The 26,444-nt window shown below is 54.7% G+C and carries 22 protein-coding genes and 1 pseudogene; 21 read left to right on the top strand and 2 right to left on the bottom strand.

Translation table 11 applies throughout. The features are described 5' to 3' along the window. Positions 1-3: 3 nt before the first annotated feature. Positions 4-702 (bottom strand): bifunctional 2-polyprenyl-6-hydroxyphenol methylase/3-demethylubiquinol 3-O-methyltransferase UbiG, encoded by a 699-nt coding sequence (gene ubiG / locus HX855_RS10205; protein ID WP_088426663.1) that lies wholly within the window; start codon positions 700-702, stop codon positions 4-6. Positions 703-765: 63 nt separating this feature from the next. Further along, on the bottom strand, positions 766-2,097 hold the full coding sequence (locus tag HX855_RS10200; RefSeq protein ID WP_177089257.1) for a TRZ/ATZ family hydrolase: 1,332 nt from the start codon (positions 2,095-2,097) through the stop codon (positions 766-768). A 108-nt stretch (positions 2,098-2,205) separates the two neighbouring features. Between HX855_RS10200 and mtnA the strand changes: the two genes are divergently transcribed. The 21 genes and pseudogenes from mtnA to HX855_RS10100 all read left to right on the top strand — a co-directional run bounded on the left by mtnA (position 2,206) and on the right by HX855_RS10100 (position 26,424). Then, complete coding sequence (mtnA, locus tag HX855_RS10195) at positions 2,206-3,282, top strand: S-methyl-5-thioribose-1-phosphate isomerase (protein WP_177089258.1); 1,077 nt, start codon at positions 2,206-2,208, stop codon at positions 3,280-3,282. Positions 3,283-3,585: 303 nt separating this feature from the next. Then, positions 3,586-6,240, top strand: a complete 2,655-nt coding sequence (gene gyrA, locus HX855_RS10190) for a DNA gyrase subunit A (protein WP_177045564.1) — start codon at positions 3,586-3,588, stop codon at positions 6,238-6,240. 191 nt (positions 6,241-6,431) lie between these two features. Continuing rightward, complete coding sequence (gene serC / locus HX855_RS10185) at positions 6,432-7,517, top strand: 3-phosphoserine/phosphohydroxythreonine transaminase (protein ID WP_177089259.1); 1,086 nt, start codon at positions 6,432-6,434, stop codon at positions 7,515-7,517. Further along, on the top strand, positions 7,517-8,611 hold the full coding sequence (gene pheA / locus HX855_RS10180; protein ID WP_003218812.1) for a prephenate dehydratase: 1,095 nt from the start codon (positions 7,517-7,519) through the stop codon (positions 8,609-8,611). The genes serC and pheA overlap by 1 nt, the downstream gene beginning before the upstream one ends. A 9-nt stretch (positions 8,612-8,620) precedes the next feature. Further along, positions 8,621-9,733: a histidinol-phosphate transaminase gene (gene hisC, locus HX855_RS10175; RefSeq protein ID WP_177089260.1), complete on the top strand. Its 1,113-nt coding sequence runs from the start codon at positions 8,621-8,623 to the stop codon at positions 9,731-9,733. 28 nt (positions 9,734-9,761) lie between these two features. Next, a complete protein-coding gene (locus tag HX855_RS10170) occupies positions 9,762-11,972 on the top strand; it encodes a bifunctional prephenate dehydrogenase/3-phosphoshikimate 1-carboxyvinyltransferase (RefSeq protein WP_256353075.1) in 2,211 nt (736 codons plus the stop codon). Next, complete coding sequence (cmk, locus tag HX855_RS10165; RefSeq protein WP_003172653.1) at positions 11,969-12,658, top strand: (d)CMP kinase; 690 nt, start codon at positions 11,969-11,971, stop codon at positions 12,656-12,658. The genes HX855_RS10170 and cmk overlap by 4 nt, the downstream gene beginning before the upstream one ends. 119 nt (positions 12,659-12,777) lie before the next feature. Continuing rightward, a complete protein-coding gene (gene rpsA, locus HX855_RS10160) occupies positions 12,778-14,472 on the top strand; it encodes a 30S ribosomal protein S1 (RefSeq protein WP_003218806.1) in 1,695 nt (564 codons plus the stop codon). 337 nt (positions 14,473-14,809) lie between these two features. After that, positions 14,810-15,106, top strand: a complete 297-nt coding sequence (ihfB, locus tag HX855_RS10155) for an integration host factor subunit beta (protein WP_003218804.1) — start codon at positions 14,810-14,812, stop codon at positions 15,104-15,106. A 24-nt stretch (positions 15,107-15,130) separates the two neighbouring features. Further along, on the top strand, positions 15,131-15,370 hold the full coding sequence (locus HX855_RS10150; protein ID WP_177089262.1) for a lipopolysaccharide assembly protein LapA domain-containing protein: 240 nt from the start codon (positions 15,131-15,133) through the stop codon (positions 15,368-15,370). A 343-nt stretch (positions 15,371-15,713) separates the two neighbouring features. Continuing rightward, positions 15,714-17,060, top strand: coding sequence for a Wzz/FepE/Etk N-terminal domain-containing protein (locus tag HX855_RS10145; RefSeq protein ID WP_177089263.1), 1,347 nt, complete (start codon positions 15,714-15,716; stop codon positions 17,058-17,060). Between the two features lie 408 nt (positions 17,061-17,468). Beyond that, complete coding sequence (rfbA, locus tag HX855_RS10140) at positions 17,469-18,362, top strand: glucose-1-phosphate thymidylyltransferase RfbA (protein WP_177089322.1); 894 nt, start codon at positions 17,469-17,471, stop codon at positions 18,360-18,362. Beyond that, positions 18,359-18,910, top strand: a pseudogene (gene rfbC, locus HX855_RS33250) (dTDP-4-dehydrorhamnose 3,5-epimerase); the annotation flags it as partial. The gene rfbA and the pseudogene rfbC, both read left to right, overlap by 4 nt. Further along, positions 18,896-19,339, top strand: a complete 444-nt coding sequence (locus HX855_RS33245; RefSeq protein WP_256353076.1) for an FdtA/QdtA family cupin domain-containing protein — start codon at positions 18,896-18,898, stop codon at positions 19,337-19,339. The pseudogene rfbC and the gene HX855_RS33245, both read left to right, overlap by 15 nt. Further along, a complete protein-coding gene (locus HX855_RS10130) occupies positions 19,326-20,000 on the top strand; it encodes an acetyltransferase (protein ID WP_177089265.1) in 675 nt (224 codons plus the stop codon). The genes HX855_RS33245 and HX855_RS10130 overlap by 14 nt, the downstream gene beginning before the upstream one ends. Before the next feature lie 10 nt (positions 20,001-20,010). Next, positions 20,011-20,928 (top strand): hypothetical protein, encoded by a 918-nt coding sequence (locus HX855_RS10125; protein WP_177089266.1) that lies wholly within the window; start codon positions 20,011-20,013, stop codon positions 20,926-20,928. Positions 20,929-21,020: 92 nt separating this feature from the next. Beyond that, positions 21,021-21,860, top strand: coding sequence for a GNAT family N-acetyltransferase (locus tag HX855_RS10120; protein ID WP_256353073.1), 840 nt, complete (start codon positions 21,021-21,023; stop codon positions 21,858-21,860). Then, positions 21,857-22,957 carry a DegT/DnrJ/EryC1/StrS aminotransferase family protein gene (locus HX855_RS10115; protein ID WP_177089268.1) on the top strand — a complete coding sequence of 367 codons (1,101 nt, stop codon included), beginning with the start codon at positions 21,857-21,859 and terminating at the stop codon, positions 22,955-22,957. The genes HX855_RS10120 and HX855_RS10115 overlap by 4 nt, the downstream gene beginning before the upstream one ends. 24 nt (positions 22,958-22,981) lie before the next feature. Continuing rightward, on the top strand, positions 22,982-24,286 hold the full coding sequence (locus HX855_RS10110; RefSeq protein WP_309139934.1) for an O-antigen translocase: 1,305 nt from the start codon (positions 22,982-22,984) through the stop codon (positions 24,284-24,286). A gap of 17 nt (positions 24,287-24,303) precedes the next feature. Continuing rightward, complete coding sequence (locus tag HX855_RS10105; RefSeq protein WP_177089270.1) at positions 24,304-25,245, top strand: glycosyltransferase; 942 nt, start codon at positions 24,304-24,306, stop codon at positions 25,243-25,245. Between the two features lie 18 nt (positions 25,246-25,263). Then, on the top strand, positions 25,264-26,424 hold the full coding sequence (locus HX855_RS10100; protein WP_177089271.1) for an O-antigen polymerase: 1,161 nt from the start codon (positions 25,264-25,266) through the stop codon (positions 26,422-26,424). The last annotated feature ends 20 nt before the right edge of the window (positions 26,425-26,444 follow it).

Below are 26,444 nucleotides of genomic sequence, written 5' to 3'. Positions count from 1 at the left end.
GGCTTACTCCTCGCGCAGGGTCTGGATCATGTAGTTGACGTCAACGTCACTGGCCAGCTTGTAGTGCTTGGTCAGCGGGTTGTAGGTCAAGCCGATGATGTCCTTGACGGTCAGCCCGGCCTGGCGGCTCCAGGCACCCAGCTCGGAAGGGCGGATGAATTTCTTGAAGTCATGGGTGCCGCGGGGCAGCAGCTTCATGATGTATTCGGCACCGATGATTGCGAACAGGTACGCCTTCGGGTTGCGGTTGATGGTGGAGAAGAACACCTGGCCGCCGGGCTTGACCATGCGGAAGCAGGCACGGATCACCGAGGACGGGTCGGGCACGTGTTCGAGCATTTCCAGGCAGGTGACCACGTCGAACTGCCCGGGCATTTCTTCGGCCAAGTCTTCGGCGGTGATCTGCCGGTATTCGACGTTTACGCCCGATTCCAGTTGGTGCAGCTGGGCGACGGCCAATGGCGCTTCGCCCATGTCGATACCCATCACGGTGGCGCCGCGCTGGGCCATGGATTCACTGAGAATACCGCCGCCGCAACCCACATCCAGCACCTTCTTGCCGGCCAGGTTGACGCGTTCGTCAATCCAGTTGACCCGCAGCGGGTTGATGTCGTGCAGGGGTTTGAACTCGCTTTCGCGGTCCCACCAGCGATGGGCGAGGGCTTCGAATTTGGCGATTTCAGCGTGGTCGACGTTGCTCATGGGGCATCCTCTAAATCTGATAAAACGTTTTGCCGGCCCTGGCGTTCGTTGCCAGGGCGGGCGTTATTCGCGGTGTCCGCTGATGCGCTGGCCCCAGGCGATGGCCGTGGCGCACAACTGTTGTTCATCCAGGCGGGTCAGTTGCCGGTCGTCGAGCAATTGCTTGCCGCCGACCCAAAGGTGTTTCACACAATCGCGTCCGGTGGCATATATAAGCTGTGAGACCGGATCGTAGATCGGTTGTTGCGCCAGGCCCGACAAGTCGAAGGCCACGATGTCCGCGGCCTTGCCCACTTCCAGCGAGCCGATTTCACTTTCCAGGCCCATGGCCCGGGCGCCGTTGAGGGTGGCCATGCGCAAGGCGCGGTGGGCATCCAGGGCGGTGGCCGAGCCGGCGACGGCCTTGGCCAGCAACGCGGCGGTGCGGGTTTCGCCCAGCAGGTCGAGGTCATTGTTGCTGGCGGCGCCGTCGGTGCCTACTGCCACATTGACGCCGGCTTGCCACAGACGTTCCACCGGGCAGAAGCCGCTGGCCAGTTTCAGGTTGGATTCCGGGCAATGGATCACGCTGGTGTTACTTTCTACCAGCAAAGCCAGGTCGTCATCGCTGATTTGGGTCATGTGAACGGCCTGGAAGCGCGGCCCCAGCAGACCCAGGCGGCCGAGCCGTGCCAGCGGGCGCTCACCGCGCTGTTCAACGGACTGCTGCACTTCGAAGGCGGTTTCATGCACGTGCATATGGATCGAGGCGTCCAGCTCCTCGGCGATCACCCGGATTTTTTCCAGGTTTTCATCGCAGACGGTGTACGGCGCGTGCGGGCCGAAGGTGATCTTGATCCGTGGGTGGTGCTTGAGGTCGCCGAACAGCTCGACGCCCTGGCGAATGGCTTCGTCGGCGTCGGCGGCACCCGGAATCGGGAAATCCAGGATCGGGATGGCGATTTGCGCGCGAATACCTGCATTGTGCACGCGTTCGCTGGCGACTTTCGGGAAGAAGTACATGTCCGAGAAACACGTGATGCCGCCCTTTATTTGCTCGGCGATTGCCAGGTCAGTGCCGTCGCGCACGAACGCTTCATCCACCCACTTGGCCTCGGCGGGCCAGATGTGGTTTTCCAGCCAGGTCATCAGCGGCAGGTCGTCGGCCAGGCCGCGAAACAGCGTCATGGCCGCGTGGCCGTGGGCGTTGATCAGGCCGGGGCTGAGCAGCATGCCCGGCAGTTCACGCACCTCGGTGGCAGCGAGCTTCAGGGCTGCGGCCCGTGGGCCGATAAACGCAATACGCCCGTCGCGAATGCCCAGGCCGTGTTCCTTGAGCACGACACCGGCAGGCTCGACAGGTACCAGCCAGGTGGGCAGCAGCAATAAGTCGAGCGGGGCGGCAGTCGGTGTCATCGAGGGCGGTTTCCCAGGCATCTAGAAAGAACGGCGAAGTATACCCGAGCGTCCTGGCTGGCGGATCGCTATAATCGGCGGCTTTTGTTCATGAGTGCGGGGTGAGGGATGCGCGATCGACTGTTGGCTGCGGAGAAAGTGAAGGCCATCGACTGGCGTGATGGCGCACTGTACCTGCTCGATCAGCGTAGGTTGCCGTCCGCGCAAACCTGGGTGGCCTGCACCAGTGCCGCCGAGGTGGCCGAGGCCATCCGCTTGATGGTGGTGCGCGGTGCGCCGGCCATCGGCATCAGTGCGGCGTATGGCCTGGTGCTGGCTGCGCGTGCCCACATCGCCGAGGGCGACGACTGGCAGGCTGCCTGGGAAGAAGACTACGCGCTGCTGGCGGATACCCGTCCGACCGCGTCGAATCTTTTCTGGGCCATGAAGCGCATGCGCAATTGCCTCGATCGCCTTAAGAAACACGCCGATCCGTTGGCGGTGCTGGAGGCCGAGGCGGTGGCGATTCACCAAAGTGATCGTGAAGCCAACCTCACCATGGCGCAGTTGGGCGTGGAGCTGATCCGCAAGCATCAGGGCAACGTCCAGGCGATCCTGACCCATGGCAATGCCGGGGCGCTGGCCACGGGCGGCGTGGGCACCGCTCTCGGGGTGATTCGCGGGGCGTTCCTGGAAGGGATGGTGGAGCGGGTCTATGCCAACGAAACCCGGCCCTGGCTGCAAGGCTCGCGTTTGACGGCCTGGGAGCTGGCCAATGAGGGAATCCCGGTCACCGTGAATGCCGATTCGGCCGGTGCGCACATTCTCAAGACCAAGGGCGTGACCTGGGTGATCGTCGGCGCTGATTGCATTGCCGCCAACGGTGACGTGGTCAGCAAGATCGGTACCTATCAACTGGCCGTGTGCGCCATGCATCACGGCGTGCGCTTCATGGTGGTGGCGCCCAGCTCCACCATCGACATGATGGCGGCCAGCGGTGATGACGTGCCGCTTGAAGAGCGCGACGCAGGTGAGCTGCTGGAAGTCGGCGGCACCCGCTTCGCCGCCGATGTGGACGCCTTCAATCCGGTGTTCGATGTGACCCCGGCCGACCTGATTGATGTCATCGTCACCGAAAAAGGCATCGTCGAGCGCCCGGACACGGCGAAGATGGCGCAACTGATGTGCCGTAAACGCCTGCATTAAGGCAATTTGCCCGCAAAAAACGCCTTGGATCCAGCTCTAAGGCCCTCTCGTCGCCGTCAAGCCTGTCATCCGTCAACTTACTATGCTCCATGCGCATCAGGGGGATAGGTGCGTGGCGGCGATTGTGATAACATCCGGCGGTTTCCAGGGTCACCTCAAGGGGTAACCTTTAATGCGCAGATCCGTGTCATAACTCGTTGATTTGTCGTAAGTCGTTGCCAGGCACCATGCCAGCAGCGGCGAGCTTCGTTCGTCCCATATGGATGTGACGAGGTTTCACCCGAAAAAGGAATCAGGCTTCTCATGGGCGAACTGGCCAAAGAAATCCTCCCGGTCAATATCGAAGACGAGCTGAAACAGTCCTACCTCGACTACGCGATGAGCGTAATTGTCGGTCGGGCACTGCCTGATGCGCGCGATGGCTTGAAGCCCGTGCACCGGCGTGTGCTGTTCGCGATGAGCGAGCTGGGTAACGACTGGAACAAGCCGTACAAGAAATCTGCCCGTGTTGTCGGTGACGTGATCGGTAAGTATCACCCTCACGGCGACACTGCGGTGTACGACACCATCGTTCGGATGGCCCAGCCGTTTTCCCTGCGCTACCTGCTGGTAGACGGCCAGGGCAACTTCGGTTCGGTCGACGGCGACAACGCTGCGGCCATGCGATACACCGAAGTGCGCATGACCAAGCTGGCGCACGAGCTGCTGGCTGACCTGCACAAAGAAACCGTGGACTGGGTGCCGAACTACGACGGCACCGAAATGATCCCGGCGGTCATGCCAACCCGTATTCCCAACCTGCTGGTCAACGGCTCCAGCGGTATCGCCGTGGGCATGGCCACCAACATCCCGCCACACAACCTCGGTGAAGTCATCGACGGTTGCCTGGCCCTCATCGACAACCCCGAGCTGACCGTCGATGAGCTGATGCAATACATCCCGGGCCCGGACTTCCCGACGGCCGCGATCATCAACGGTCGCGCCGGTATCATCGAAGCCTACCGCACCGGCCGTGGGCGCATTTACATGCGCGCCCGCTCGATGATCGAAGACATCGACAAGGTCGGTGGCCGCCAGCAGATCGTCATTACCGAACTGCCTTACCAGTTGAACAAGGCGCGTCTGATCGAGAAGATCGCCGAGCTGGTTAAAGAGAAGAAGCTGGAAGGCATCACCGAACTGCGCGACGAGTCTGACAAAGACGGTATGCGCGTGGTGATCGAGCTGCGTCGTGGCGAAGTGCCTGAGGTGATCCTCAACAACCTCTACGCCCAGACCCAGCTGCAAAGCGTGTTTGGTATCAACGTGGTAGCGCTGATCGACGGCCGCCCGCGCATCCTGAACCTCAAGGATCTGCTGGAAGCCTTCGTGCGTCACCGTCGCGAAGTGGTCACCCGCCGTACCGTATTCGAACTGCGCAAGGCCCGTGAACGCGGCCACATCCTGGAAGGCCAGGCGGTTGCGCTGTCGAACATCGATCCGGTCATCGCCCTGATCAAGGCCTCGCCGACGCCGTCGGAAGCCAAGGAAGCCCTGATCAAGATGCCGTGGGAATCCAGCGCCGTAGTGGCGATGGTTGAACGTGCCGGTGCCGATTCGTGCCGTCCGGAGACGCTGGACCCACAATACGGCCTGCGCGACGGCAAGTACTTCCTGTCCCCGGAACAGGCCCAGGCCATCCTGGAACTGCGTCTGCACCGCCTGACCGGCCTGGAACACGAGAAGCTGCTGGCCGAATACCAGGAGATCCTCAACCAGATCGGCGAGCTGATCCGCATCCTCAACAGCGCCGTGCGCCTGATGGAAGTGATCCGCGAAGAACTGGAAGTGATCCGCGCCGAATACGGAGACGTGCGCCGCACCGAGATTCTCGATGCCCGTCTCGACCTGACCCTGGGTGACATGATCCCGGAAGAAGATCGCGTCGTGACCATCTCCCACGGCGGCTATGCCAAGACCCAGCCATTGGCTGCGTACCAGGCCCAGCGTCGTGGCGGTAAAGGCAAATCGGCTACCGGCGTCAAGGATGAGGACTACATCGCTCACCTGCTGGTTGCCAACAGCCACACCACGCTGCTGCTGTTCTCCAGCAAGGGCAAGGTGTACTGGCTGAAAACCTACGAAATCCCGGAAGCGTCCCGCGCGGCCCGTGGTCGTCCGTTGGTTAACCTGCTGCCGCTGGACAGTGATGAATACATCACCACCATGCTGCCGGTGGACGAATACACCGAAGGTCACTTCATCTTCATGGCCACCGCCAAGGGCACCGTGAAGAAGACCCCGCTGGAATCCTTCAGCCGTCAACGCAGCGTGGGCCTGATCGCCCTCGAACTGGACGAAGGCGACGTATTGATCAGCGCGGCCATCACCGACGGCGAGCGTGAAGTCATGCTGTTCTCCGATGGCGGCAAGGTCACCCGCTTCAAGGAATCCGACGTTCGCGCCATGGGCCGTACCGCTCGCGGTGTGCGCGGCATGCGTCTGCCGGAAGGGCAGAAGCTGATTTCGATGCTGATCCCGGAAGAGGGCAGCGAGATTCTCACTGCTTCGGCTCGTGGTTACGGCAAGCGTACGGCCATCAGCGAGTTCCCTGAGTACAAGCGTGGCGGCCAGGGCGTTATCGCCATGGTCAGCAACGATCGCAACGGCCGTCTGGTCGGCGCGGTCCAGGTGCTGGATGGTGAGGAAATCATGCTGATTTCCGACCAGGGCACCCTGGTGCGTACCCGGGTTGATGAAGTGTCGAGCCTGGGGCGTAACACCCAGGGCGTGACCTTGATCAAGCTGGCCAGCGACGAGACGTTGGTAGGCCTGGAGCGTGTCCAGGAGCCATCGGAAGTCGAAGGCGAGGAGCTGGAAGGTGAGGAGCTTGAGGGCGAGGTCATCGCCGGTGGCGATGACAACGTCGACGAGCCAACACTCGACGCTGCCGCAGACGAAGAAGAACCGCAGGAATAAGCGGACACACAGGGGGCGGATGAAGATTCGCCCCCTTGTTGTTTGTCCCCTCTGTAGGAGCGAGCTTGCTCGCGAAAATCGCCAACGATAACGCGGGCTGCCTGATGCGCCCTTGCGCTCTCGGGTTTTTCGCGAGCAAGCTCGCTCCTACAGTATTTGATTTCCATCCCACCAGATCAGAGAGATTGGATGTGAGCAAGAGAGCCTATAACTTCTGTGCCGGTCCCGCGGCGCTTCCTGAAGCAGTCCTGCAGCGCGCGCAGGGTGAACTCCTCGACTGGCATGGAAAAGGCCTCTCCGTGATGGAAATGAGCCATCGCAGCGATGAGTTCGTGTCCATTGCCACCAAGGCCGAGCAGGATATGCGCGACTTGCTGGGCATCCCATCTGACTACAAAGTGTTGTTCCTGCAAGGCGGCGCGAGCCAGCAGTTCGCCCAGATCCCGCTGAACCTGCTGCCGGAAGGCGGTACTGCCGACTATATCGACACCGGTATCTGGGGCCAGAAGGCGATTGAAGAGGCCTCCCGTTACGGTCACGTCAACGTGGCGGGCACTGCCAAGCCGTACGACTACTTCGCCATTCCCGGTCAGAACGAGTGGAAACTCTCGAAAGACGCGGCCTACGTTCACTATGTAGCGAACGAAACCATTGGCGGCCTGGAGTTCGACTGGGTGCCGGAAGTGGGCGATGTTCCGCTGGTGTGCGACATGTCCTCGGACATCCTCTCGCGTCCTATCGATGTGTCCCAGTACGGCATGATCTACGCGGGCGCGCAGAAGAACATCGGCCCGAGCGGCATCCTGGTCAACATCATCCGTGAAGACCTGCTGGGGCGTGCGCGTTCGCTGTGCCCGACCATGCTCAACTACAAGGTCGCGGCCGATAACGGCTCGATGTACAACACCCCGCCGGCTTTCGCCTGGTACCTGTCGGGCCTGGTGTTCGAGTGGCTGAAAGAGCAGGGCGGCGTGGCGGCCATGGGCAAGCTCAACGAAGAGAAGAAACGTACCTTGTACGACTTCATCGACGCCAGCGGCCTGTACAGCAACCCGATCAACCTGACCGACCGTTCGTGGATGAACGTGCCGTTCCGCCTGGCCGATGATCGCCTGGACAAGCCATTCCTGGCCGGCGCCGACGAGCGCGGGCTGTTGAACCTCAAGGGCCACCGCTCGGTAGGTGGCATGCGCGCCTCCATCTATAACGCTGTCGATATCAATGCCGTCAAGGCGCTGGTGGCTTACATGGCAGAGTTCGAAAAGGAACACGGCTAATGTCTGAGCAAGAACTCAAGGCCCTGCGCGTACGCATTGACAGCCTGGACGAGAAAGTCCTGGAGCTGATCAGTGAGCGCGCGCGGTGCGCCCAGGAAGTTGCACGGGTGAAAATGGCGTCCCTGGCTGAAGGCGAAGTGCCGGTTTTTTACCGTCCGGAGCGTGAAGCCCAAGTGCTCAAGCGTGTGATGGAGCGCAACAAGGGCCCGCTGGGCAACGAAGAGATGGCGCGGTTGTTCCGTGAAATCATGTCTTCGTGCCTGGCGCTGGAGCAGCCGCTGAAAGTGGCTTATCTGGGCCCGGAAGGCACCTTCACTCAAGCGGCCGCCATGAAGCACTTCGGTCACGCCGTGATCAGCAAGCCGATGGCCGCGATCGATGAAGTGTTCCGTGAAGTGGCCGCCGGGGCGGTGAATTTTGGCGTAGTGCCGGTGGAAAACTCCACCGAAGGCGCCGTCAACCACACCCTCGACAGCTTCCTCGAGCACGACATGGTGATCTGCGGCGAAGTCGAGCTGCGTATCCACCACCACCTGCTGGTGGGTGAGAACACCAAGACCGACAGCATCAGCCGGATCTATTCCCACGCCCAGTCCCTGGCCCAGTGCCGTAAGTGGCTGGACGCGCACTACCCGAACGTGGAGCGCGTGGCGGTGTCCAGCAACGCCGAAGCGGCGAAGCGGGTCAAGGGTGAGTGGAATTCGGCGGCGATTGCCGGCGATATGGCCGCGGGCCTGTATGGCCTGACGCGCCTGGCCGAGAAAATCGAGGACCGCCCGGATAACTCCACGCGCTTCCTGATGATCGGTAGCCAGGAAGTGCCGCCGACCGGCGACGACAAGACGTCGATCATCGTCTCCATGAGCAACAAGCCCGGCGCGCTGCATGAGCTGCTGGTGCCGTTCCACGACAACGGGATTGACCTGACGCGAATCGAGACTCGTCCTTCGCGCAGCGGTAAATGGACTTATGTGTTCTTTATCGACTTCGTCGGCCATCACCGCGACCCGCTGGTCAAGGGTGTGCTCGAGAAAATCAGTCAGGAAGCCGTAGCACTCAAGGTGCTGGGCTCTTACCCGAAAGCGGTTTTGTGAGGCTTTAACATGAGTGGCAACTTCCTCGCCCTGGCACAGCCGGGCGTGCAACAACTGTCGCCTTACGTTCCGGGCAAGCCTGTGGACGAGTTGGCGCGTGAGTTGAATCTGGATCCGTCGAAAATCGTCAAGCTGGCCAGTAACGAAAACCCCATGGGCCCAAGTCCCAAGGTGTTGGCCGCGATTCGTGATGCGTTGGCTGAGCTGACCCGTTACCCCGATGGTAATGGCTTTGCGCTCAAGTCCTTGCTGGCGGATAAGTGCCGGGTTGAGCTGAGCCAGGTGACCTTGGGCAACGGCTCCAACGATATTCTTGAGCTGGTCGGCCGTGCCTATCTGGCACCGGGCCTGAACGCCGTGTTCAGCGAGCACGCGTTTGCGGTCTATCCGATCGTCACTCAGGCGGTGGGTGCTGAAGCTCGCATCATTCCCGCGAAGGCGTGGGGGCATGACCTGCCGGCCATGCTGGCGGCCATTGATGAGCAGACCCGCGTCGTGTTTATCGCCAACCCGAATAACCCGACCGGCACCTGGTTCAGCGCCGAGGTGCTGGACAACTTCCTGCAAGACGTGCCGGAGCACGTGCTGGTGGTCCTGGACGAGGCCTACATCGAGTACGCCGAAGGCAGCGACTTGCCGGACGGCCTGGACTTCCTGGCGGCTTATCCGAACCTGCTGGTCTCGCGCACGTTCTCCAAGGCTTATGGCCTGGCGTCGCTGCGGGTCGGTTACGGCCTGTCCACCGCCGTGGTGGCCGATGTGCTGAACCGTGTTCGCCAGCCTTTCAACGTCAACAGCCTCGCACTGGCGGCGGCCTGCGCTGCGGTGCAGGACGCTGAGTACCTGGAAGAAGGCCGTCGCCTCAATGAAAGCGGCATGTTGCAGTTGCAGGAAGGCTTCCGTGAATTGGGCCTGGGCTGGATTCCGTCCAAGGGCAATTTCATTTGTGTCGATCTCGGCCAAGTCGCGGCGCCTGTGTTCCAGGGCCTGCTGCGCGAAGGCGTGATCGTGCGTCCGGTGGCCAACTATGGCATGCCGAACCACCTGCGTATCACCATTGGTTTGCCTGCTGAAAACAGCCGCTTCCTCGAGGCGCTGGCCAAGGTTCTGGCTCGTGGTTGATGTCACTGCATTGCAACCTGCTGTGCCTATGATCGGTCGCCTGGTGGTGGTCGGTCTGGGGTTGATCGGCGGCTCCTTCGCCAAGGGCCTGCGGGAAAGCGGCCTGTGTGGCGAAGTGGTCGGTGTGGACCTGGACCCGCAATCGCGCAAGCTGGCGGTTGAGTTGGGGGTGGTGGACCGTTGTGAGGCGGACCTCGCCGTTGCTTGTCAGGGCGCGGATGTCATTCAGTTGGCGGTGCCGATCCTGGCCATGGAGAAAATGTTGGCGCTGTTGGCCGGCATGGACCTTGGGCAGGCGATTCTGACTGACGTCGGCAGTGCCAAGGGCAATGTGGTGCGGGCCGCGCAGATGGCCTTTGGCGGGATGCCGGCGCGATTTGTGCCTGGGCACCCGATTGCCGGCTCCGAGCAGAGTGGGGTCGAGGCGTCCAATGCGCAGTTGTTCCGTCGTCATAAAGTGATTCTGACGCCGCTGGATGAAACGGATCCTGCGGCACTGGCTGTGGTGGATCGGCTCTGGCGCGAGCTGGGGGCGGATGTTGAGCACATGCAGGTCGAGCGCCACGATGAAGTGTTGGCGGCGACCAGCCATCTGCCGCATTTGCTGGCGTTTGGTCTGGTGGATTCGCTGGCCAAGCGCAACGAGAACCTCGAGATTTTCCGTTACGCCGCCGGTGGTTTCCGCGACTTTACCCGGATCGCCGGCAGCGATCCGGTGATGTGGCACGACATCTTCCTCGCCAACCGCGATGCAGTGTTGCGCACCCTGGATACCTTCCGCAGCGACCTCGACGCCTTGCGCGACGCGGTCGATGCAGGCGACGGGCATCAGTTGTTGGGCGTGTTTACCCGTGCGCGGGTGGCGCGGGAGCATTTCAGCAAGATTCTGGCGCGTCGGGCTTATATGGAAGCGGCTGTAAACGCGGATGATCTGGTATTTGTTGCCAGCCCCGGTGGCCGCTTGAGCGGGCAGATTCGGGTGCCTGGGGATAAGTCGATCTCCCACCGTTCCATCATGCTGGGTTCCCTGGCGGACGGTATCACCGAGGTGGAAGGTTTCCTGGAGGGCGAAGATGCCCTGGCGACCTTGCAGGCGTTCCGCGACATGGGCGTGGTGATTGAAGGCCCGCACCATGGGCGCGTCACCATTCACGGGGTTGGCCTGCATGGCTTGAAGCCGGCGCCTGGCCCGATCTATCTCGGTAATTCCGGCACCTCCATGCGGCTGTTGTCCGGTTTGCTGGCGGCCCAGGGTTTCGACAGTGTATTGACCGGTGATGCCTCGCTGTCCAAGCGCCCGATGAATCGCGTGGCCAAGCCATTGCGTGAAATGGGCGCGGTGATCGAGACCGGGCCGGAAGGGCGCCCGCCGCTGACGATTCGCGGTGGCCAGGTGCTTAAAGGGTTTAGTTATGCGCTACCGATGGCCAGCGCTCAGGTTAAATCCTGTCTGTTGCTGGCGGGGTTGTATGCCGAGGGCAAAACCTCGATTACCGAACCCGCGCCGAACCGTGACCATACCGAGCGGATGTTGCGTGGCTTTGGTTATCCGGTGGAAGTGACGGGCGCTACGGCGTCGGTCGAGTCGGGCCATGCGCTGATCGCGACACATATCGAAGTGCCGGGGGATATTTCCTCCTCGGCGTTTTTCCTGGTGGCGGCTTCGATCGCCGAGGGCTCCGAGCTGTTGCTTGAGCGCGTGGGCATCAATCCGACCCGTACCGGGGTGATCGATATCCTGCGGCTGATGGGCGCGGATATCACCCTGGAAAATCAGCGGGAAGTGGGCGGAGAGCCGGTGGCTGACCTGCGGGTTCGCGCGGCGCCGCTGAAGGGGATCGAAATTCCCGAGGCGTTGGTGCCGCTGGCTATCGACGAGTTCCCGGTGTTGTTCGTGGCGGCGGCATGCGCCGAAGGCCGGACGGTATTGCGCGGGGCGCAGGAGTTGCGGGTCAAGGAGTCTGATCGTATCCAGGTCATGGCCGACGGTCTGCTGGCCCTGGGCGTGAAGTGTGCACCGACACCTGATGGGATTATTATTGATGGTGGCGTGATGGGGGGTGGTGAAGTCCATGCCCATGGTGATCACCGAATTGCCATGGCTTTCAGTGTGGCCTCCCTGCGAGCGGCTGCGCCGATTCGTATCCATGACTGTGCCAACGTGGCTACGTCTTTTCCGAATTTTCTTACACTGTGTGCCCATGTCGGCATTCGTGTTGCCCAAGAGGCTCAATTGTGAATATCAAAGCACCGGTGATTACCATCGACGGGCCAAGCGGCTCGGGCAAAGGCACGATCGCCGGCATTCTGGCCAAGCGCCTGGGCTGGTGCCTGCTGGATTCCGGCGCGCTGTATCGCTTGCTGGCTTTTGCTGCACGCAACCATGGTGTCGACCTGACCAACGAAGAATCACTGAAGCTGCTGGCTGCCCATCTTGATGTGCAGTTCGTCGGGGCGACGGAAGGTCATCCCCAGCGCATCATCCTGGAAGGGGACGATGTGACCGATGATCTGCGAAACGAACAGGTCGGTTCCTGGGCGTCTCAAGTCGCCGCCTTGCCGGCTGTGCGCGACGCTTTGCTGCAGCGCCAGCGAGCTTTTCAGGAGCCGCCTGGCCTGGTGGCTGACGGCCGCGACATGGGCACGGTGGTCTTTCCTGAAGCGCCACTGAAGATTTTCCTGACCGCCAGTGCCGAGGAGCGGGCCCGTCGCCGTTACTTGCAGTTGAAGGGGAAAGTCGATGGTGTTAGTCTGTCGAGTCTGCTAGATGAGATCCGTGCACGCGATGAGCGTGACACCCAGCGTGCGGTAGCCCCGCTCAAGCCGGCGGCTGACGCCATACAGCTGGATTCCACGGAGTTGTCCATCGAGCAGGTGCTGGAACGCATCTTGAGTGAAATCGCCATTCGCGATATCGCCGGGTGACCAAGAAGGCTGCAGGGGACCAGTCATAGTCCTGCGGTGCTTCTTCTAATTGAAACTAACCCACACCGTCTGGGGTGTGGAGATGGGCGTATTCTTCGCCCTTATCAACAGGAATTAAAATGAGCGAAAGCTTTGCGGAACTCTTTGAAGAAAGCCTAAAAACCCTGAACCTTCAGGCAGGCTCCATCATCACCGGTGTTATCGTTGATATCGATTACCAAGCTCGCTGGGTAACCGTTCACGCTGGTCTGAAGTCTGAAGCACTCATCCCGCTTGAGCAGTTCTACAACGACGCTGGCGACCTGACTATCAATGTCGGTGACGAAGTTCACGTTGCGCTGGACTCGGTTGAAGATGGTTTCGGTGAAACCAAGCTGTCCCGTGAAAAAGCCAAGCGCGCTGAATGCTGGATCGTTCTCGAAGCAGCCTTCGCAGCTGAAGAAGTGGTCAAGGGCGTTATCAACGGTAAGGTTAAAGGCGGCTTCACTGTCGACGTTAACGGCATCCGTGCGTTCCTGCCAGGTTCTTTGGTCGACGTTCGTCCTGTGCGCGACACCACGCACCTGGAAGGCAAAGAACTCGAATTCAAGGTCATCAAGCTCGACCAGAAGCGCAACAACGTTGTCGTTTCCCGTCGCAGCGTCCTGGAAGCAGAGAACTCCGCCGAGCGTGAAGCTCTGCTGGAATCCCTGCAGGAAGGCCAACAAGTCAAAGGTATCGTCAAGAACCTCACCGATTACGGCGCATTCGTCGATCTGGGTGGCGTCGATGGCCTGCTGCACATTACCGACATGGCTTGGAAGCGTATCAAGCATCCATCGGAAATCGTCAACGTTGGCGACGAGATCGATGTCAAGGTTCTGAAGTACGATCGTGAGCGCAACCGTGTCTCCCTGGGCTTGAAGCAGCTGGGCGAAGATCCATGGGTCGCTATCAAGGCTCGTTACCCAGAAAGCACTCGCGTTACCGCGCGTGTTACCAACCTGACCGACTACGGCTGCTTCGCAGAGCTGGAAGAAGGCGTGGAAGGCCTGGTACACGTTTCCGAAATGGACTGGACCAACAAGAACATCCACCCTTCGAAAGTCGTACAAGTCGGCGACGAAGTGGAAGTTATGGTTCTGGACATCGACGAAGAGCGTCGTCGTATCTCCCTCGGCATCAAGCAGTGCAAATCTAACCCGTGGGAAGATTTCTCTGGCCAGTTCAACAAGGGCGATAAAATCTCCGGCACCATCAAGTCGATCACCGATTTCGGTATCTTCATTGGTCTGGACGGCGGCATCGACGGCCTGGTTCACCTGTCCGACATCTCCTGGAACGAAGTGGGCGAAGAAGCTGTTCGTCGCTTCAAGAAGGGCGACGAGCTGGACACCGTTATCCTGTCGGTTGACCCAGAGCGCGAGCGCATCTCCCTGGGCATCAAGCAACTGGAAAGCGATCCGTTCTCCGAGTACGTTCAAGAGAACGACAAAGGCGCAATCGTTAAAGGCATCGTGAAGGAAGTTGACGCTAAAGGCGCCATCATCACTCTGGCCGACGATATCGAAGCGACTCTGAAAGCCTCCGAAATCAGCCGTGACCGCGTTGAAGACGCGCGCAACGTTCTGAAAGAAGGCGAAGAAGTAGAAGCCAAGATCATCAGCGTTGACCGCAAGAGCCGCGTAATCCAGCTCTCCATCAAGTCGAAAGACGACGCTGAAGAGAAAGAAGCCATCCAGAGCCTGCGCGACAAGCCAGCGACCTCTGAGCCTTCTGCTGGTCCTACCACTCTGGGCGACCTGTTGCGTGCACAAATGGAAAAACAGAACTAAGTTCTGTCCGACCATAGAAAAAGGGCGACTTCGGTCGCCCTTTTTTGTGCCTGGGATTTAGTGTTGTGCGAACTTCGTCTTGGTGTTCTGCGGCTGGGGCACTCTCGTCTTGTTGGTAGCGTGTTCTCGCTCAACGGCCCTACCTGCCAGTTATCGCTCTGGAGTGGCTGCTGTGGCGCTACGCGAGGCGAGAAGTGGCGGGCCGTAAAGTCGTGGCGCTTAGAGATACGCTCCAACTCTTTGAATATAAGTCAATATGTGGGCTGTTCAAATTCCTCCGGCCATGCTAAAACCTTCGAAGCGCTTTTCCTAGCTGCTTGAAAAAGAAGGGAAAAATATGACGAAGTCGGAGTTGATCGAACGAATTGTCACCCATCAAGGGCTGCTCTCATCCAAGGATGTGGAGCTGGCCATCAAGACCATGCTTGAGCAGATGTCCCAGTGTCTGGCTACCGGGGATCGGATCGAGATTCGTGGGTTTGGTAGTTTCTCGCTGCATTACCGTGCGCCGCGTGTAGGCCGTAACCCGAAGACTGGGCAGTCCGTTAGCCTCGATGGCAAATTCGTGCCTCACTTTAAGCCGGGCAAGGAATTGCGGGATCGGGTGAACGAAGACGAGGAAGAAGGCGTCTGAGTGTTTTTGGGGTAGGAGAAGGTTATGCGTGGGGTTAAGCGCGTTGTAGTGGTGCTGATTGTATTGATTATCGCGCTGGGAGTTTTGGCGTTTGTGCTGGAAAATCAGCAAGGCATTGCCTTGTCGTTTTTTGGATGGCGCACGCCACAGCTACCGGTTTCGGTGTTCGTGGTGATTGGACTGATTATAGGAATGTTAATCGGGCCAGTCCTTACTGGAACTTTTGCTCGATATGGACGAGGCAAGAGAGCGCGATTGGCGTGAATATTACCGATAGCCAGGCTTACTATGTATTTTAGACGGGCGCATCAGTAATGGCTCTGCTAAACGTCTGCCACTGATCCTGCGAAAAGCTGTTCGTGTTTGCCCGTTTTTTTTCGTTTCCAGGCTCATTTTTAGCGTATTAGCTAATGGGCCGCGGCTATATTGGCGCTTGTAATGTACGACCAAGATGGCAAAATGCTCCCAGTTCTCGATAACAGGCATTTTTGTGTGCATCAAACCTCGCAGCGACGCTTGGTCTTGGGCTCATAGTTTTTGTTAAAAAATCCACAAAATTGTTTGCATAACGAGCCCGCAGTTTCTTTTTTGAAGGCAGGTTTTTGTTGTGAGTAGTAATTTCCGCGTGCCACCAGTTCCACCCTCCGACGAAATAGATATAGCAGCGTTGTTCGATAGTGTTTGGCGGCAAAGATGGCTAATTGCCGGTATTGCAGTTTCCACATTTTTCCTTGCGGCAGCCTACGCTTTCCTGGCAAAGCCCGTGTATCACGTCAGTAGCATACTACGCCCTGCGGCGATTAATGAGCTTGATGCCCTTAATCGTTCTGAGGTGTACCAACTTCCGCCCGCCGCAGCGCTTGTACGTGTAGGGGCCTCTTTAGAGTCCTACGAAACCCGCTTGGGCTTTTTTCGCGCTAATCAAAATCTGTTCCAAGCGTTTGTACAGCCGGGGCGCACTTTGGAGCAGAGCTTTGAAGAATTCAATCGCAACTCAATCAATTTGAAGTTGCCCGATCCCAAGCAAACAGATTTGTTGAGTTCATATATCAGACTGGATATGGACTATGACCAAGGGGTTGATGGGGTCGCTATTCTTAATGGATTTATAAACTATGCGATTGCACTGGAGCGTGAGCAGGTCGCCGGTGATATGCGCGTGATCATTAAAAACCGACTGAATGAATTGAGCGGAAAACTCGATGCGGCGCGCTCTAGCTATGAGTCGGAAAAGGGCGGAAAGATAGCGTTGCTTCGTGAATCTGACGAACTACGCCGATCTCAGTTGCAGGATGAGTTGAAAGCGCTGCGTACACAGTTGAAGACACTTCGTTCTGACAGAATAGCTCAATTGGACGAGGCCATCGCAATTGCCAAAGTTCTGAATATCAAGAAGCCCACCACCCCGAGCTCACTCGGAGACAGTGACCGTCCTGGTACTTCCAGTGTGATGCGTACCGAGATTAACAATCAGCAAATCCCACTTTATTTCATGGGGGTGGAAGCGCTTGAGGCCGAGCGCGTGGCATTGCGCAAGAGGACGTCCGACGATTTCACAGAAGGCCGTATTGCTCAAATTGCGCGGGAGTTGCAATTGCTGAAAGCCAACCGCGAAGTTGAAATACTGAATCAGCGAAAAAATGAAGATATTTTTCTCAGTGGCGTCCAGCCTTTGCGCGCCGAGCAGGCCCGTCTTCGTAATCTGAATATTGATATGAGCCGATTGAGTTTGGTGACGATTGATAAAAAGGCCTTGGAGCCGCTAGGCCCCATCAAGCCGAAAAAAATCATGATATTGATACTGGGTGCGTTCTTTGGGCTTATTCTCGGATTGACCGTTGCTCTGCTCCGCCACCCTTTTCGAGCCAGATCGGTTGATAATATGACCAGCCCTTACGCAGTTTTGGGGGCCTCCAGGGTGGCATCTATTCCTGGCACGAATGAACAGCGTTAATTTTCGCTCTCATGGCGCGGATTGACTGGATTTAGCCGGGGATTTTCCAGCGGCGCGGAACTCGTCAGGTCCTTATACATCCAACGCTGGCAGGCAGCTATTACTGGTCGTGTTGGCCTTGCCGGTCATGCCCGATGTCGGAAGCCGCCGCAGTGAGAGCGCCGCAGCGAAGCAGACCAAAATAAGAGTTACCGACGCTGACGTAACTGCAAATATTGTGATCGTCGACGCTCGATGCACCGCGTGAGCTGGCTTTACCGGGTGGCTGGCGTCTGCGAAAAAGACGTGATGCTGGTACGTGGGGCATTGAGTTCACGATTCAATATCGAGCGTGTACGTGAATTCTTCCGCTCATCTGCCTGGATGGCAAGGTGGCGTTATCTGGATGTTAAAGGAAGTGTTAGACACATGACGGTCATCAAACGCAAAGGCATCATTCTCGCCGGCGGCTCTGGTACGCGCCTGCACCCCCTGACATTGGGGGTTTCGAAGCAAATGCTTCCAATTTTTGACAAGCCGATGATTTTTTACCCATTGTCTGTGCTGATGCTCGCCGGGATGCGTGAAATCTTGATCATATCCACACCAGAGGATCTTCCTTGTTTCAAGAAGTTACTGGGTGACGGGAGTCAATATGGCATTCAGTTCACTTACGCTGAGCAGCCAAGCCCAGATGGCTTGGCTCAAGCGTTTTTAATAGGTGAGGATTTTATCGGTAATGATCCTTGTTGCTTGATCTTGGGCGACAACATTTTTTATGGTCAGCACTTTTCTGACAATCTGCGCTCGGCCATGTCCCGGGAGTCAGGTGCTACCGTATTTGGCTATCATGTATCTGATCCTGAACGTTTTGGTGTGGTTGAGTTTGACGCGGGTGGGCGTGCGCTAAGCATTGAAGAAAAGCCTAATAATCCTAAATCAAACTATGCTGTAACGGGCTTGTACTTTTATGATAATCGTGTGGTCGAGATTGCCAAAAACATCAAGCCTTCTGATCGTGGCGAACTTGAAATCACCGACGTGAACCTGGCCTATCTCAATGATAAATCGTTGACTGTGGAGATATTGGGGCGAGGTTTTGCTTGGCTCGACACGGGTACCCATGAGTCGTTGCTGGAAGCGAGCCAGTTTGTTCATACCATTGAGCACAGGCAGGGGTTGAAGGTTGCATGCCTTGAAGAAATCGCCTTTCGCAGCGGCTGGATAACACGTGAGCAACTCGCCGAGCAGGCCGAAAAACTAAAAAAAACGGGTTATGGGCAGTATTTACAGGGCCTGCTAGTTGAGGATTCAGAAGTATGAAACTGTCGCGAACTTCTATTTCAGACGTTGTGATCATCGAGCCCACAGTGTTTACGGATGAGCGTGGCTGGTTTTTCGAAAGTTTCAATGAGCCCGCTTTTCACAAGGCTCTCAAAGAGCTGGAATTGCCCATTCCACGTGCTTTCATTCAGGACAACCATTCGTGTTCTAAAAAAGGAGTGATCCGAGGGTTGCATTACCAACTGCCGCCTCACGCCCAAGGAAAGTTGGTCAGAGTGACGCGTGGCTCCGCGTATGATGTTGTCGTTGATATACGTCGCGAGTCCGCAACGTTTGGCCAGTGGGTGGGCGTTGAGTTGAGCGAAGCCAACCGGCGAATGTTATGGATTCCAGAAGGCTTCGCGCATGGCTTTATGGCATTGGAAGACGATACGCATTTTCTGTATAAAACAACTGATGTTTATCATCAAGCGTCTGAGCGAAGTATTCGATGGGATGATCCAGAAATTGGAATTTCCTGGCCGGCTATTCAAGAGGCATTAATAAACTCCAAAGATGCTGCAGCGCCTTTACTGACGACGGCTGAGCGTCATTCAGAGTTTCGCCACGGTTCAATTGAACTCGTCGACCTGCGCGTGATTGGTGATGAGCGTGGCAGTTTGATAGCTCTTGAGCAGGGCCAGAATATCCCATTCGCGATTAAACGGGCTTACTATATATTTGGTACCCAGTCCGACGTAAATCGTGGGTTTCACGCGCACCGGCGACTTGAGCAAATGGCCATTTGCGTGTCGGGTCGTTGTAAAATGATCATCGACGACGGAGTTACCAAGCAGGCGATATGGCTGGACTCAAGCAGCAAGGCGTTGATCATTAGGAATATGATATGGCGTGAGATGCATGAGTTTAGCGAGGATTGCGTATTGATGGTATTCGCCAGCGAACATTATGATGAGTCGGATTACATAAGAAATTACGATCAATTCATTAAAGAGGTCAGGAATGGACAAGCTTAAAAAGGTAGTGATTGTAGGAGCAGGTGAACTGGCTATGATCGCTTATGAGTACTTTACCTTTGACTCATCTTATGAGGTTGTCGGTTTCGCTGTTGAACGTGATCATATGGAAAATGTCACATTGTATGATCTGCCAATTGTTCCGTTCGAAGAAATTCAAGAGCATTTTCCGGCCTCTCAATTTGAAGCTTTTGTTGCTATTCCTGCGTCGCAATTGAATCGTTTGAGAACACGGCTGTACCTGGCGGTGAAAGAGTTGGGTTATGTCTGCGCAACCTATATAAGCTCCCGTGCGTTTGTTTGGCGGAACGTGAAGGTCGGTGAAAATTGCTTTATTTTTGAAGATAATACAGTTCAACCGTTCGTGGAGATTGGCAATAACGTCATTCTCTGGAGTGGTAATCATATCGGCCACCGTACAGTAATAGAAGATAATTGCTTTCTTTCGTCACATGTTGTCGTGTCGGGGTACTGTCGAATTGGTAATTCCAGTTTTCTGGGGGTTAACTCGACATTTAACGACCATGTTACCGTTGCGCGCGACTGTATCGTTGCATCGGGTGCACTGGTTTCAAAGAGCCTTAAAGAGCCTGAGCGTATTTACTACGGTGCACCCGCGAAAGAAATGCCCAAAAAAAGTTCGTTCAGTGTGAAGTTGTGAGGGCGGACCTATGAAATGGAATAAACTGGGCCTTGTTTTTTCTCAATCGGGAAGTAACGATTGGAAAAAAAATTCTGCGCTAACTCCCACACCAATTCTGTTGAATGAAGATGTCATTCGTGTTTATGCAGGCTTCCGTGATGAGGAGGGCATAAGCAGGATTGGTTATGTGGATGTCAGCGCTCATGATCCAACGCAGGTGCTGGGCGTCTCTGAAGCACCGGTATTGGATCGCGGTCGCGATGGGTGCTTTGATGATAATGGAGTGATTCTGGGGGACGTCGTTAAATACGGTGGCATCCTGAGGATGTATTACGTCGGCTTCCAGTTGGTCAAGCGCGCCAAGTTTCTTGCCTTTACGGGGCTTGCTGAAAGCACTGATGGTGGACTAACGTTCCAGCGTATTTCCGAGGCGCCCGTCATGGATCGTGCGAATGGTGGAACTACCATACGCGCGATACATTCTGTTCTATTTGAGAAGGGTGTTTGGAAAGTTTGGTATGCTGTTGGGGATTCCTGGCAATTAATCAAAGAGAAACACTATCCTAACTACAATATCTGGTACACAGAATCCGCTGACGGCGTGCTCTTTACAGCGTCAGAGTTACTCTGCATTGATGTTGAAGGCGACGAGTATCGTATAGGTAGGCCCTCGGTCTACAAGCACGACGATAAATACTACATGTTCTATACGAAAGGCGGCATATCAGGCGAAGACTATTTTCCAGGTGTCGCTATCTCTGAGGATGGCAAGAACTGGGTGCGTAAAGACCAAGACTTCGGCTTGCAACTTTCTGAAGAGGGTTTTGATTCTGTGCACCTTTGCTATCCCCGACTCGTGGTCGTAAAAGATAGAACCTATTGTTTTTATAATGGTAACAATATGGGTGCGGATGGTTTTGGTGTGGCGGAGTTGCTGGAGTGGTAGTCTGCGAGGTTTACACCTCTGGAAAAAAGTCGGAGTGGGACAGTTTTATATCTGAATCCAAGACGCCACTGTTTCTTTTTAAAAGAGATTTCATGGAGTATCACTCGGATCGGTTTATCGATGCTTCCTTGATGATCTATGAAGACGATGTATTAGTCGCTGTTTTGCCGGCGTCGCGAAAGTCAGAGATCCTTACCAGTCACGGTGGCTTGACTTACGGCGGGTTGGTCTTGTCGCAAAAAACAAAGGCCGATACGGTCTTGAGTTGCTTCGATGCAATCGTTTCTTTCGCTGGCGAGCAAGGCTTGTCAAAAATTGTTTATAAGTCAATCCCGTATATTTTTTCTATTCAAGGCGCACAAGAAGATTTGTACGCCCTGTTTAGAGTTGGCGCCAATTTGGTACGCCGCGACTTGTCAAGCATCGTTTGTTTGAATCGTCGATTGAAACTCTCGAAAGGGCGTAAGTGGCTTATTGCTAGAGCAAAAAAGAACAGTTTATGCGTTACCAAATCTTCCAACTGGAATGGATTTTTGGGGTTGTTGAGTGGGGTTTTGCAAAAGCACGATGCAACCCCTGTGCACACCGCGCAGGAGTTGGAACTGTTAGCGTCGAAGTTTCCAGATAATATATCCCTAATGACGGTTGAGCGAGAAGGGGAAATGCTTGCGGCAGCATTGTTGTTCATCTTCAATAATGTAGTCCATACACAATATCTGGCGACCAATGAGGAAGGTAAAGAGGTAGGGGCCCTAGACTACCTTATCGAGTCGTGTATTCAGGATAGTCAATCTAAAGCATTTGAGTATTTTAGTTTTGGTATATCGACTGAAGATCAAGGCCGGTACCTTAATGCCGGCCTGATGGCTCAGAAGGAAAGTTTCGGTGCGCGTGGCATGACCATTGATTCGTATGAGGTTACGTTGAAGTGATTGAATTTCTTAATTTGAAAAAAATAAACAATCTCTACGCTCAAGAGCTGAAAGAGGCGTGTTCGCGGGTAATCGATTCGGGCTGGTATATTGGCGGGAACGAGCTTGCGTGCTTTGAGCAGGAGTTCGCGGACTATTGTGGTGCAGGATATTGTGTCGGTGTTGCCAATGGCCTGGATGCTCTTACGTTGACGTTGAGGGCATGGAAGGAGATGGGGAAGTTGGCGGAAGGCGATGAAGTTATCGTTCCGGCCAATACCTACATTGCAAGCATTTTGGCGATTACCGAAAATCGTCTGGTGCCTGTGCTAGTTGAGCCAGACGAAAAGACGTTCAACCTATCCCCTGCTTGCGTTGCGGCCGCGATTACACCTCGGACCAAAGTCATTCTAGCTGTGCACCTCTACGGTCTTCTGGCGGATATGCCGGAAATATGTGCGCTGGCTGAAAAGCACGAACTACTGGTGCTGGAAGATTCTGCGCAGGCCCATGGCGCGAGTATCGATGGGCGCCGTGCTGGCAGCTGGGGGCACGCTTCGGGTTTCAGCTTCTATCCCGGCAAAAATCTGGGCGCGCTGGGCGACGGGGGGGCTGTTACGACTAACGATTCGGAACTCGCGTCAGTTATTCGTGCCTTGGGGAATTACGGCAGTTACAAGAAATACGAAAATCAATATAAAGGTGTTAATAGTCGTCTGGATGAAATTCAGGCGGCAATGTTACGAGTGAAATTGCGTCATCTTGATCACGAAGTTAGTGTCAGGCGGGAAGGGGCTGAGCAATACATGGGTGGTATTGAAAATTCTCTTCTGGAAGTCCCATCGGTGACCCGGCGGGAACAGCATGTATGGCATCTTTTCGTTGTCAAAAGCCATAGGCGCGACGAGTTGAAAGAGTACCTCCATGGGCACGGTATTCAAACATTAATACATTATCCGATACCGGTGCATCATCAAAATGCATACCAAGAGTTTTCGGGGCGGTCTTATCCGATTACTGAAGCGATACACAAGCAGGTCCTGAGTTTGCCTCTGAGTACTGCGACATCTGCCACAGACATCGACGTCATTATTCGTCGTTTGAATGCGTTTTCATGATCCTGTGTATACCGTATTCGACTTGTGCATGCCCAAGTTGAGAATTATCAATGTAGTACCTGTTTGGCTTCGAACTTGAATATATTACGTACTGGTGTGTTGACGTCCGTTGCTACGCTCGCAAGGCTGCTTTCCGGTTTCCTGGTTATGAAACTGGTTGCAGTTCTGGCGGGGCCGGAAGGGGTCGCTCAACTTGGACAGTTCATGAGCCTTACTGCCTTGTTGGTGGTGTTCGCCGGCGGCGGCATTGGGCCGGGTGTTGTTAAATACTTGGCCGAATTCCGCGATCAGGACGGTTATGTTAAAACGCTGCTGAGTTCTGCGTTCTGTTTTTCGTTGGTCTCCTCCCTCGTGATGTGTGTGGGGGTTGTTGTTCTGAGCGAACGTATTACGGTCTGGTTACTGGGTGACCTTCGTTATCAAAGCCTGATTGTGATTCTTGCATTTGCACAGATATTCGTTGCGTTGCATAACCTCATTATCGCCATCGTTAACGGGATGATGGATGTGAAACGCCTTGCGGCTATTCATGTCGGTGGGGCGGTGATTGGTGTTCTCGCGCCTTTGGTACTAGGCTATTTTTTCCAACTTTATGGTGTGTTACTGGCGTTCCTCCTGGCACAGGCCGCCCTATTGATCATTAGCTTTACTTTTTTTCGAAGAAGTTCTTATTTTAGTTGGGGCTATTTTAAGCTTAGCTGGAGCAAGCAGGAGGTTAAAAAACTATCCCGCTACTCGTTGATGACCTTGACTTCTGCACTGCTGGCGCCGCTCTTGCAGATTATGGTGAGAAATATCTTGGCTGATCGTTTCTCTTGGGAGCAAGTAGGGTATTGGCAGGCGGTAAGTAAAGTTTCCGAGGCATATCTGTTATTCATAACGATGGCTATCAGTGTTTACTACCTTCCTAAGTTGTCGGCAATCAATGATAAAAAGAAATTGATCGAGGAAATTAAAACTGCCTATAAGTATTTGATTCCTGTGGTCAGCGCGCTAGCGCTCGGAATCTATTGCTTTCGCGATTTGATTACTTGGATATTGTTCTCGGATGAGTTTGCAGATGCTCTGTATCTGTACGCTCCTCAGCTAATAGGTGACGTGATTAAGGTGGCTTCTTTTATCCTGTCATTTATAATGTTGGCCAAGGCAATGACGAAGACGTTTCTATTTTCAGAGATTTTTTTTGGTTTGACATACGTCGCCCTGGTGTATTGGTTCACCGCACAATTTGGTTTAATTGGTTCGATGTATGCGTTTGCGATAAACTATTTTCTTTACTTTTTATTTACTTTTAGCGTCGCGGTTACGTATGTGAGAGGTATGAAATGATTAAGGTTAGTGTGGTAATGCCTACCTATAATGCTGAGCAGTATGTGGCTGCAGCACTTGACTCTATCCTCATACAGGACTATGAACATCTGCAGGTAATCGCGTGCGATGACGCCTCTCAGGACAGAACGGGGGATATTATTCGGGACTACAGTCTGCGTTTCCCGGGAAAAATTATAGCGATCGTTAACGAGACTAATTTAGGGGTGACGCTTAACTGCAATAAGGCACTGAGTTTTTGTGAAGGAGAGTATGTTTCGCTGTTTGCTGGAGATGACATAATGTTGCCTGGTAAAATCAGCAAACAAGTTTCGCTCATGGACTCCTGCCCTGACGTAGTGCTGTCTTATCATCCAGTCGAGATTTTCGATTCGGAAACGGATAAAACTATGTTCATAACCAATCAGCATCCTAGGGAAGATGTCCATTCGACGGCCGACTTGCTGCTCAAGGGCGGTATTCCCGGTGGTTGTTCGATAATGATACGCCGTGATTCCCTTCCCGAAGGAAATTACGATTCTCGCCTAAAGACTGTTAGTGATTGGCTATTGTTTTTGGAAGTCTCTCTGCGCGGCCGAGTCTTGAAAATCGATGAAGTACTTGGCCGCTACCGGAAGCATGCTGGCGGCGCAAGTATGCAGACCTATGGCTTGCTTTCAGAGTCGCTTCTAGCCTTAGATTTATTTCTGGAAAAAATACCTCAGGATTCGGAGTTACGACCTCTGGTGAAGAGTGCGAAAGCCCGTTATGTCGTTGGCGAAAGCTATCGGCAGTTGCGCGATGATCCAACGCTTGCGCTTTCTCTAGCCAAGCGTGCGCTGACGTATAATGGCGGTGGCTTTGCTTATACTGGAATGTATATTTTTGCCTGGCTCAATCGGTACCTGCCAGGGGTGAATTTTTTGTTTTGCTTGCTAGGCACTCGCCTTAAATATTTGGTCAAGCGCGTAATCGGCTAGTGCGGGAGTCGCTATTTGATGGGTAATCCAGTATTTGTGTTTTGCTCAGTCTGGGGAGGGGTGCTTCTTCTTTATTGTCTGGGCGCCACCACCAACCTGGTGCCAATGAATATGGTTGGTCTGACACTGATCGTTATGAATATGATCAGTGTCCTTGTTATTTACTTGGTGCTTGGAGGTTCTTCGGGAAGAGCTGATCCCGAAACGTTTGAAAAATATAAGAAGAGTGCGACAGTATATTTAAAGATTTTATTCTGGCTGTGGCTTATTGGGACTTGTTACGAGGTAACCGTTCAGAGAGGGTTCCCGCTGTACTGGAATTACATTGGTGACGGTAGGCTTTATACCGATTTTGGTATACCTTCGTTTCATGGGATTATGAATGCGATGTACTTGCAAGTAGTTACTGTGCTTGCTTATTTGTACTTCTTGCGCCCCCGATTTCGCTACGTCTTGCTCATTCTCTTGCTCTTGTGCTGGCCGGTTATGATGCTGGGGCGTGGTATTTTATTAAGTGCGATCATTCAAATCGTCGCGGTGTTTTTTCTAATGAGAACACTTGGCCTTCGCGTGATTATCACACTTTTAATATCTGCGATTACAGCGATTTTCCTTTTTGGGTATGTGGGAGACCTGCGACAGGTATTGAATCCGTTCGCCTATCTTGTCAGTCCGGGTTATGTGGATTTTTTCTCCGCGCTTCCCAGCGGGTTCTTGTGGTTTTATGTTTATTTAACGTCCGGGACGAGCAATCTTTTCTACAATGTAGAGCTGGTGGAGCCAGCTTACAGTTTTGGTTATTCAGTTTATAATTTGATTCCTAGCGCTCTAAAGGTGTGGTTTGGGTTTGATCAGCGGAGCGACCTGTTTGTATTTGTTGACGGTAATCTCAATGCCGCTACTTTTTATTCGGGATTTGTCTCAGATTTTGGATCGATTGGCGCATTCCTCATTGTGTTTTTTATTCAGTTTTGTTGTTGTTTGACTTATGTGATTGCAAAAAAGGGACGGCCTTGGGGGATTTTTGCATATGCAGTAGCTTTTCAGATTCTGATTTTTTCTATATTTTACGATATGTTTTTTCTCCTGCCTATACTGTTTCAGTTCGTGCTGGCAATGACATATTGTTTTTTTTACAAGGTTTTCAACTTCAAAAAACGACACGCAAATGCGAGTTGATTTTCCATATTGTTATAGGA

This window comes from Pseudomonas sp. IPO3778 (assembly GCF_013386825.1).
GTDB lineage: Bacteria > Pseudomonadota > Gammaproteobacteria > Pseudomonadales > Pseudomonadaceae > Aquipseudomonas.
The sequence above is the reverse complement of the archived record's forward strand: the minus strand, read 5'-3'. Positions and strand labels throughout refer to the sequence as shown.

What these genes read in the sequence shown, in the direction of transcription:
- rpsA (WP_003218806.1), top strand. Translation starts at nt 12,778, where the DNA reads ATGAGCGAAAGCTTTGCGGAACTCTTTGAAGAAAGCCTAAAAACCCTG.
- ubiG (WP_088426663.1), bottom strand. Translation starts at nt 702, where the DNA reads ATGAGCAACGTCGACCACGCTGAAATCGCCAAATTCGAAGCCCTCGCC.
- pheA (WP_003218812.1), top strand. Translation starts at nt 7,517, where the DNA reads ATGTCTGAGCAAGAACTCAAGGCCCTGCGCGTACGCATTGACAGCCTG.
- gyrA (WP_177045564.1), top strand. Translation starts at nt 3,586, where the DNA reads ATGGGCGAACTGGCCAAAGAAATCCTCCCGGTCAATATCGAAGACGAG.
- HX855_RS10125 (WP_177089266.1), top strand. Translation starts at nt 20,011, where the DNA reads ATGAAATGGAATAAACTGGGCCTTGTTTTTTCTCAATCGGGAAGTAAC.
- hisC (WP_177089260.1), top strand. Translation starts at nt 8,621, where the DNA reads ATGAGTGGCAACTTCCTCGCCCTGGCACAGCCGGGCGTGCAACAACTG.
- HX855_RS10170 (WP_256353075.1), top strand. Translation starts at nt 9,762, where the DNA reads ATGATCGGTCGCCTGGTGGTGGTCGGTCTGGGGTTGATCGGCGGCTCC.
- HX855_RS10130 (WP_177089265.1), top strand. Translation starts at nt 19,326, where the DNA reads ATGGACAAGCTTAAAAAGGTAGTGATTGTAGGAGCAGGTGAACTGGCT.
- ihfB (WP_003218804.1), top strand. Translation starts at nt 14,810, where the DNA reads ATGACGAAGTCGGAGTTGATCGAACGAATTGTCACCCATCAAGGGCTG.
- HX855_RS10100 (WP_177089271.1), top strand. Translation starts at nt 25,264, where the DNA reads ATGGGTAATCCAGTATTTGTGTTTTGCTCAGTCTGGGGAGGGGTGCTT.
- HX855_RS10105 (WP_177089270.1), top strand. Translation starts at nt 24,304, where the DNA reads ATGCCTACCTATAATGCTGAGCAGTATGTGGCTGCAGCACTTGACTCT.
- HX855_RS10120 (WP_256353073.1), top strand. Translation starts at nt 21,021, where the DNA reads ATGGAGTATCACTCGGATCGGTTTATCGATGCTTCCTTGATGATCTAT.
- HX855_RS10200 (WP_177089257.1), bottom strand. Translation starts at nt 2,097, where the DNA reads ATGACACCGACTGCCGCCCCGCTCGACTTATTGCTGCTGCCCACCTGG.
- HX855_RS10150 (WP_177089262.1), top strand. Translation starts at nt 15,131, where the DNA reads ATGCGTGGGGTTAAGCGCGTTGTAGTGGTGCTGATTGTATTGATTATC.
- rfbA (WP_177089322.1), top strand. Translation starts at nt 17,469, where the DNA reads ATGACGGTCATCAAACGCAAAGGCATCATTCTCGCCGGCGGCTCTGGT.
- mtnA (WP_177089258.1), top strand. Translation starts at nt 2,206, where the DNA reads ATGCGCGATCGACTGTTGGCTGCGGAGAAAGTGAAGGCCATCGACTGG.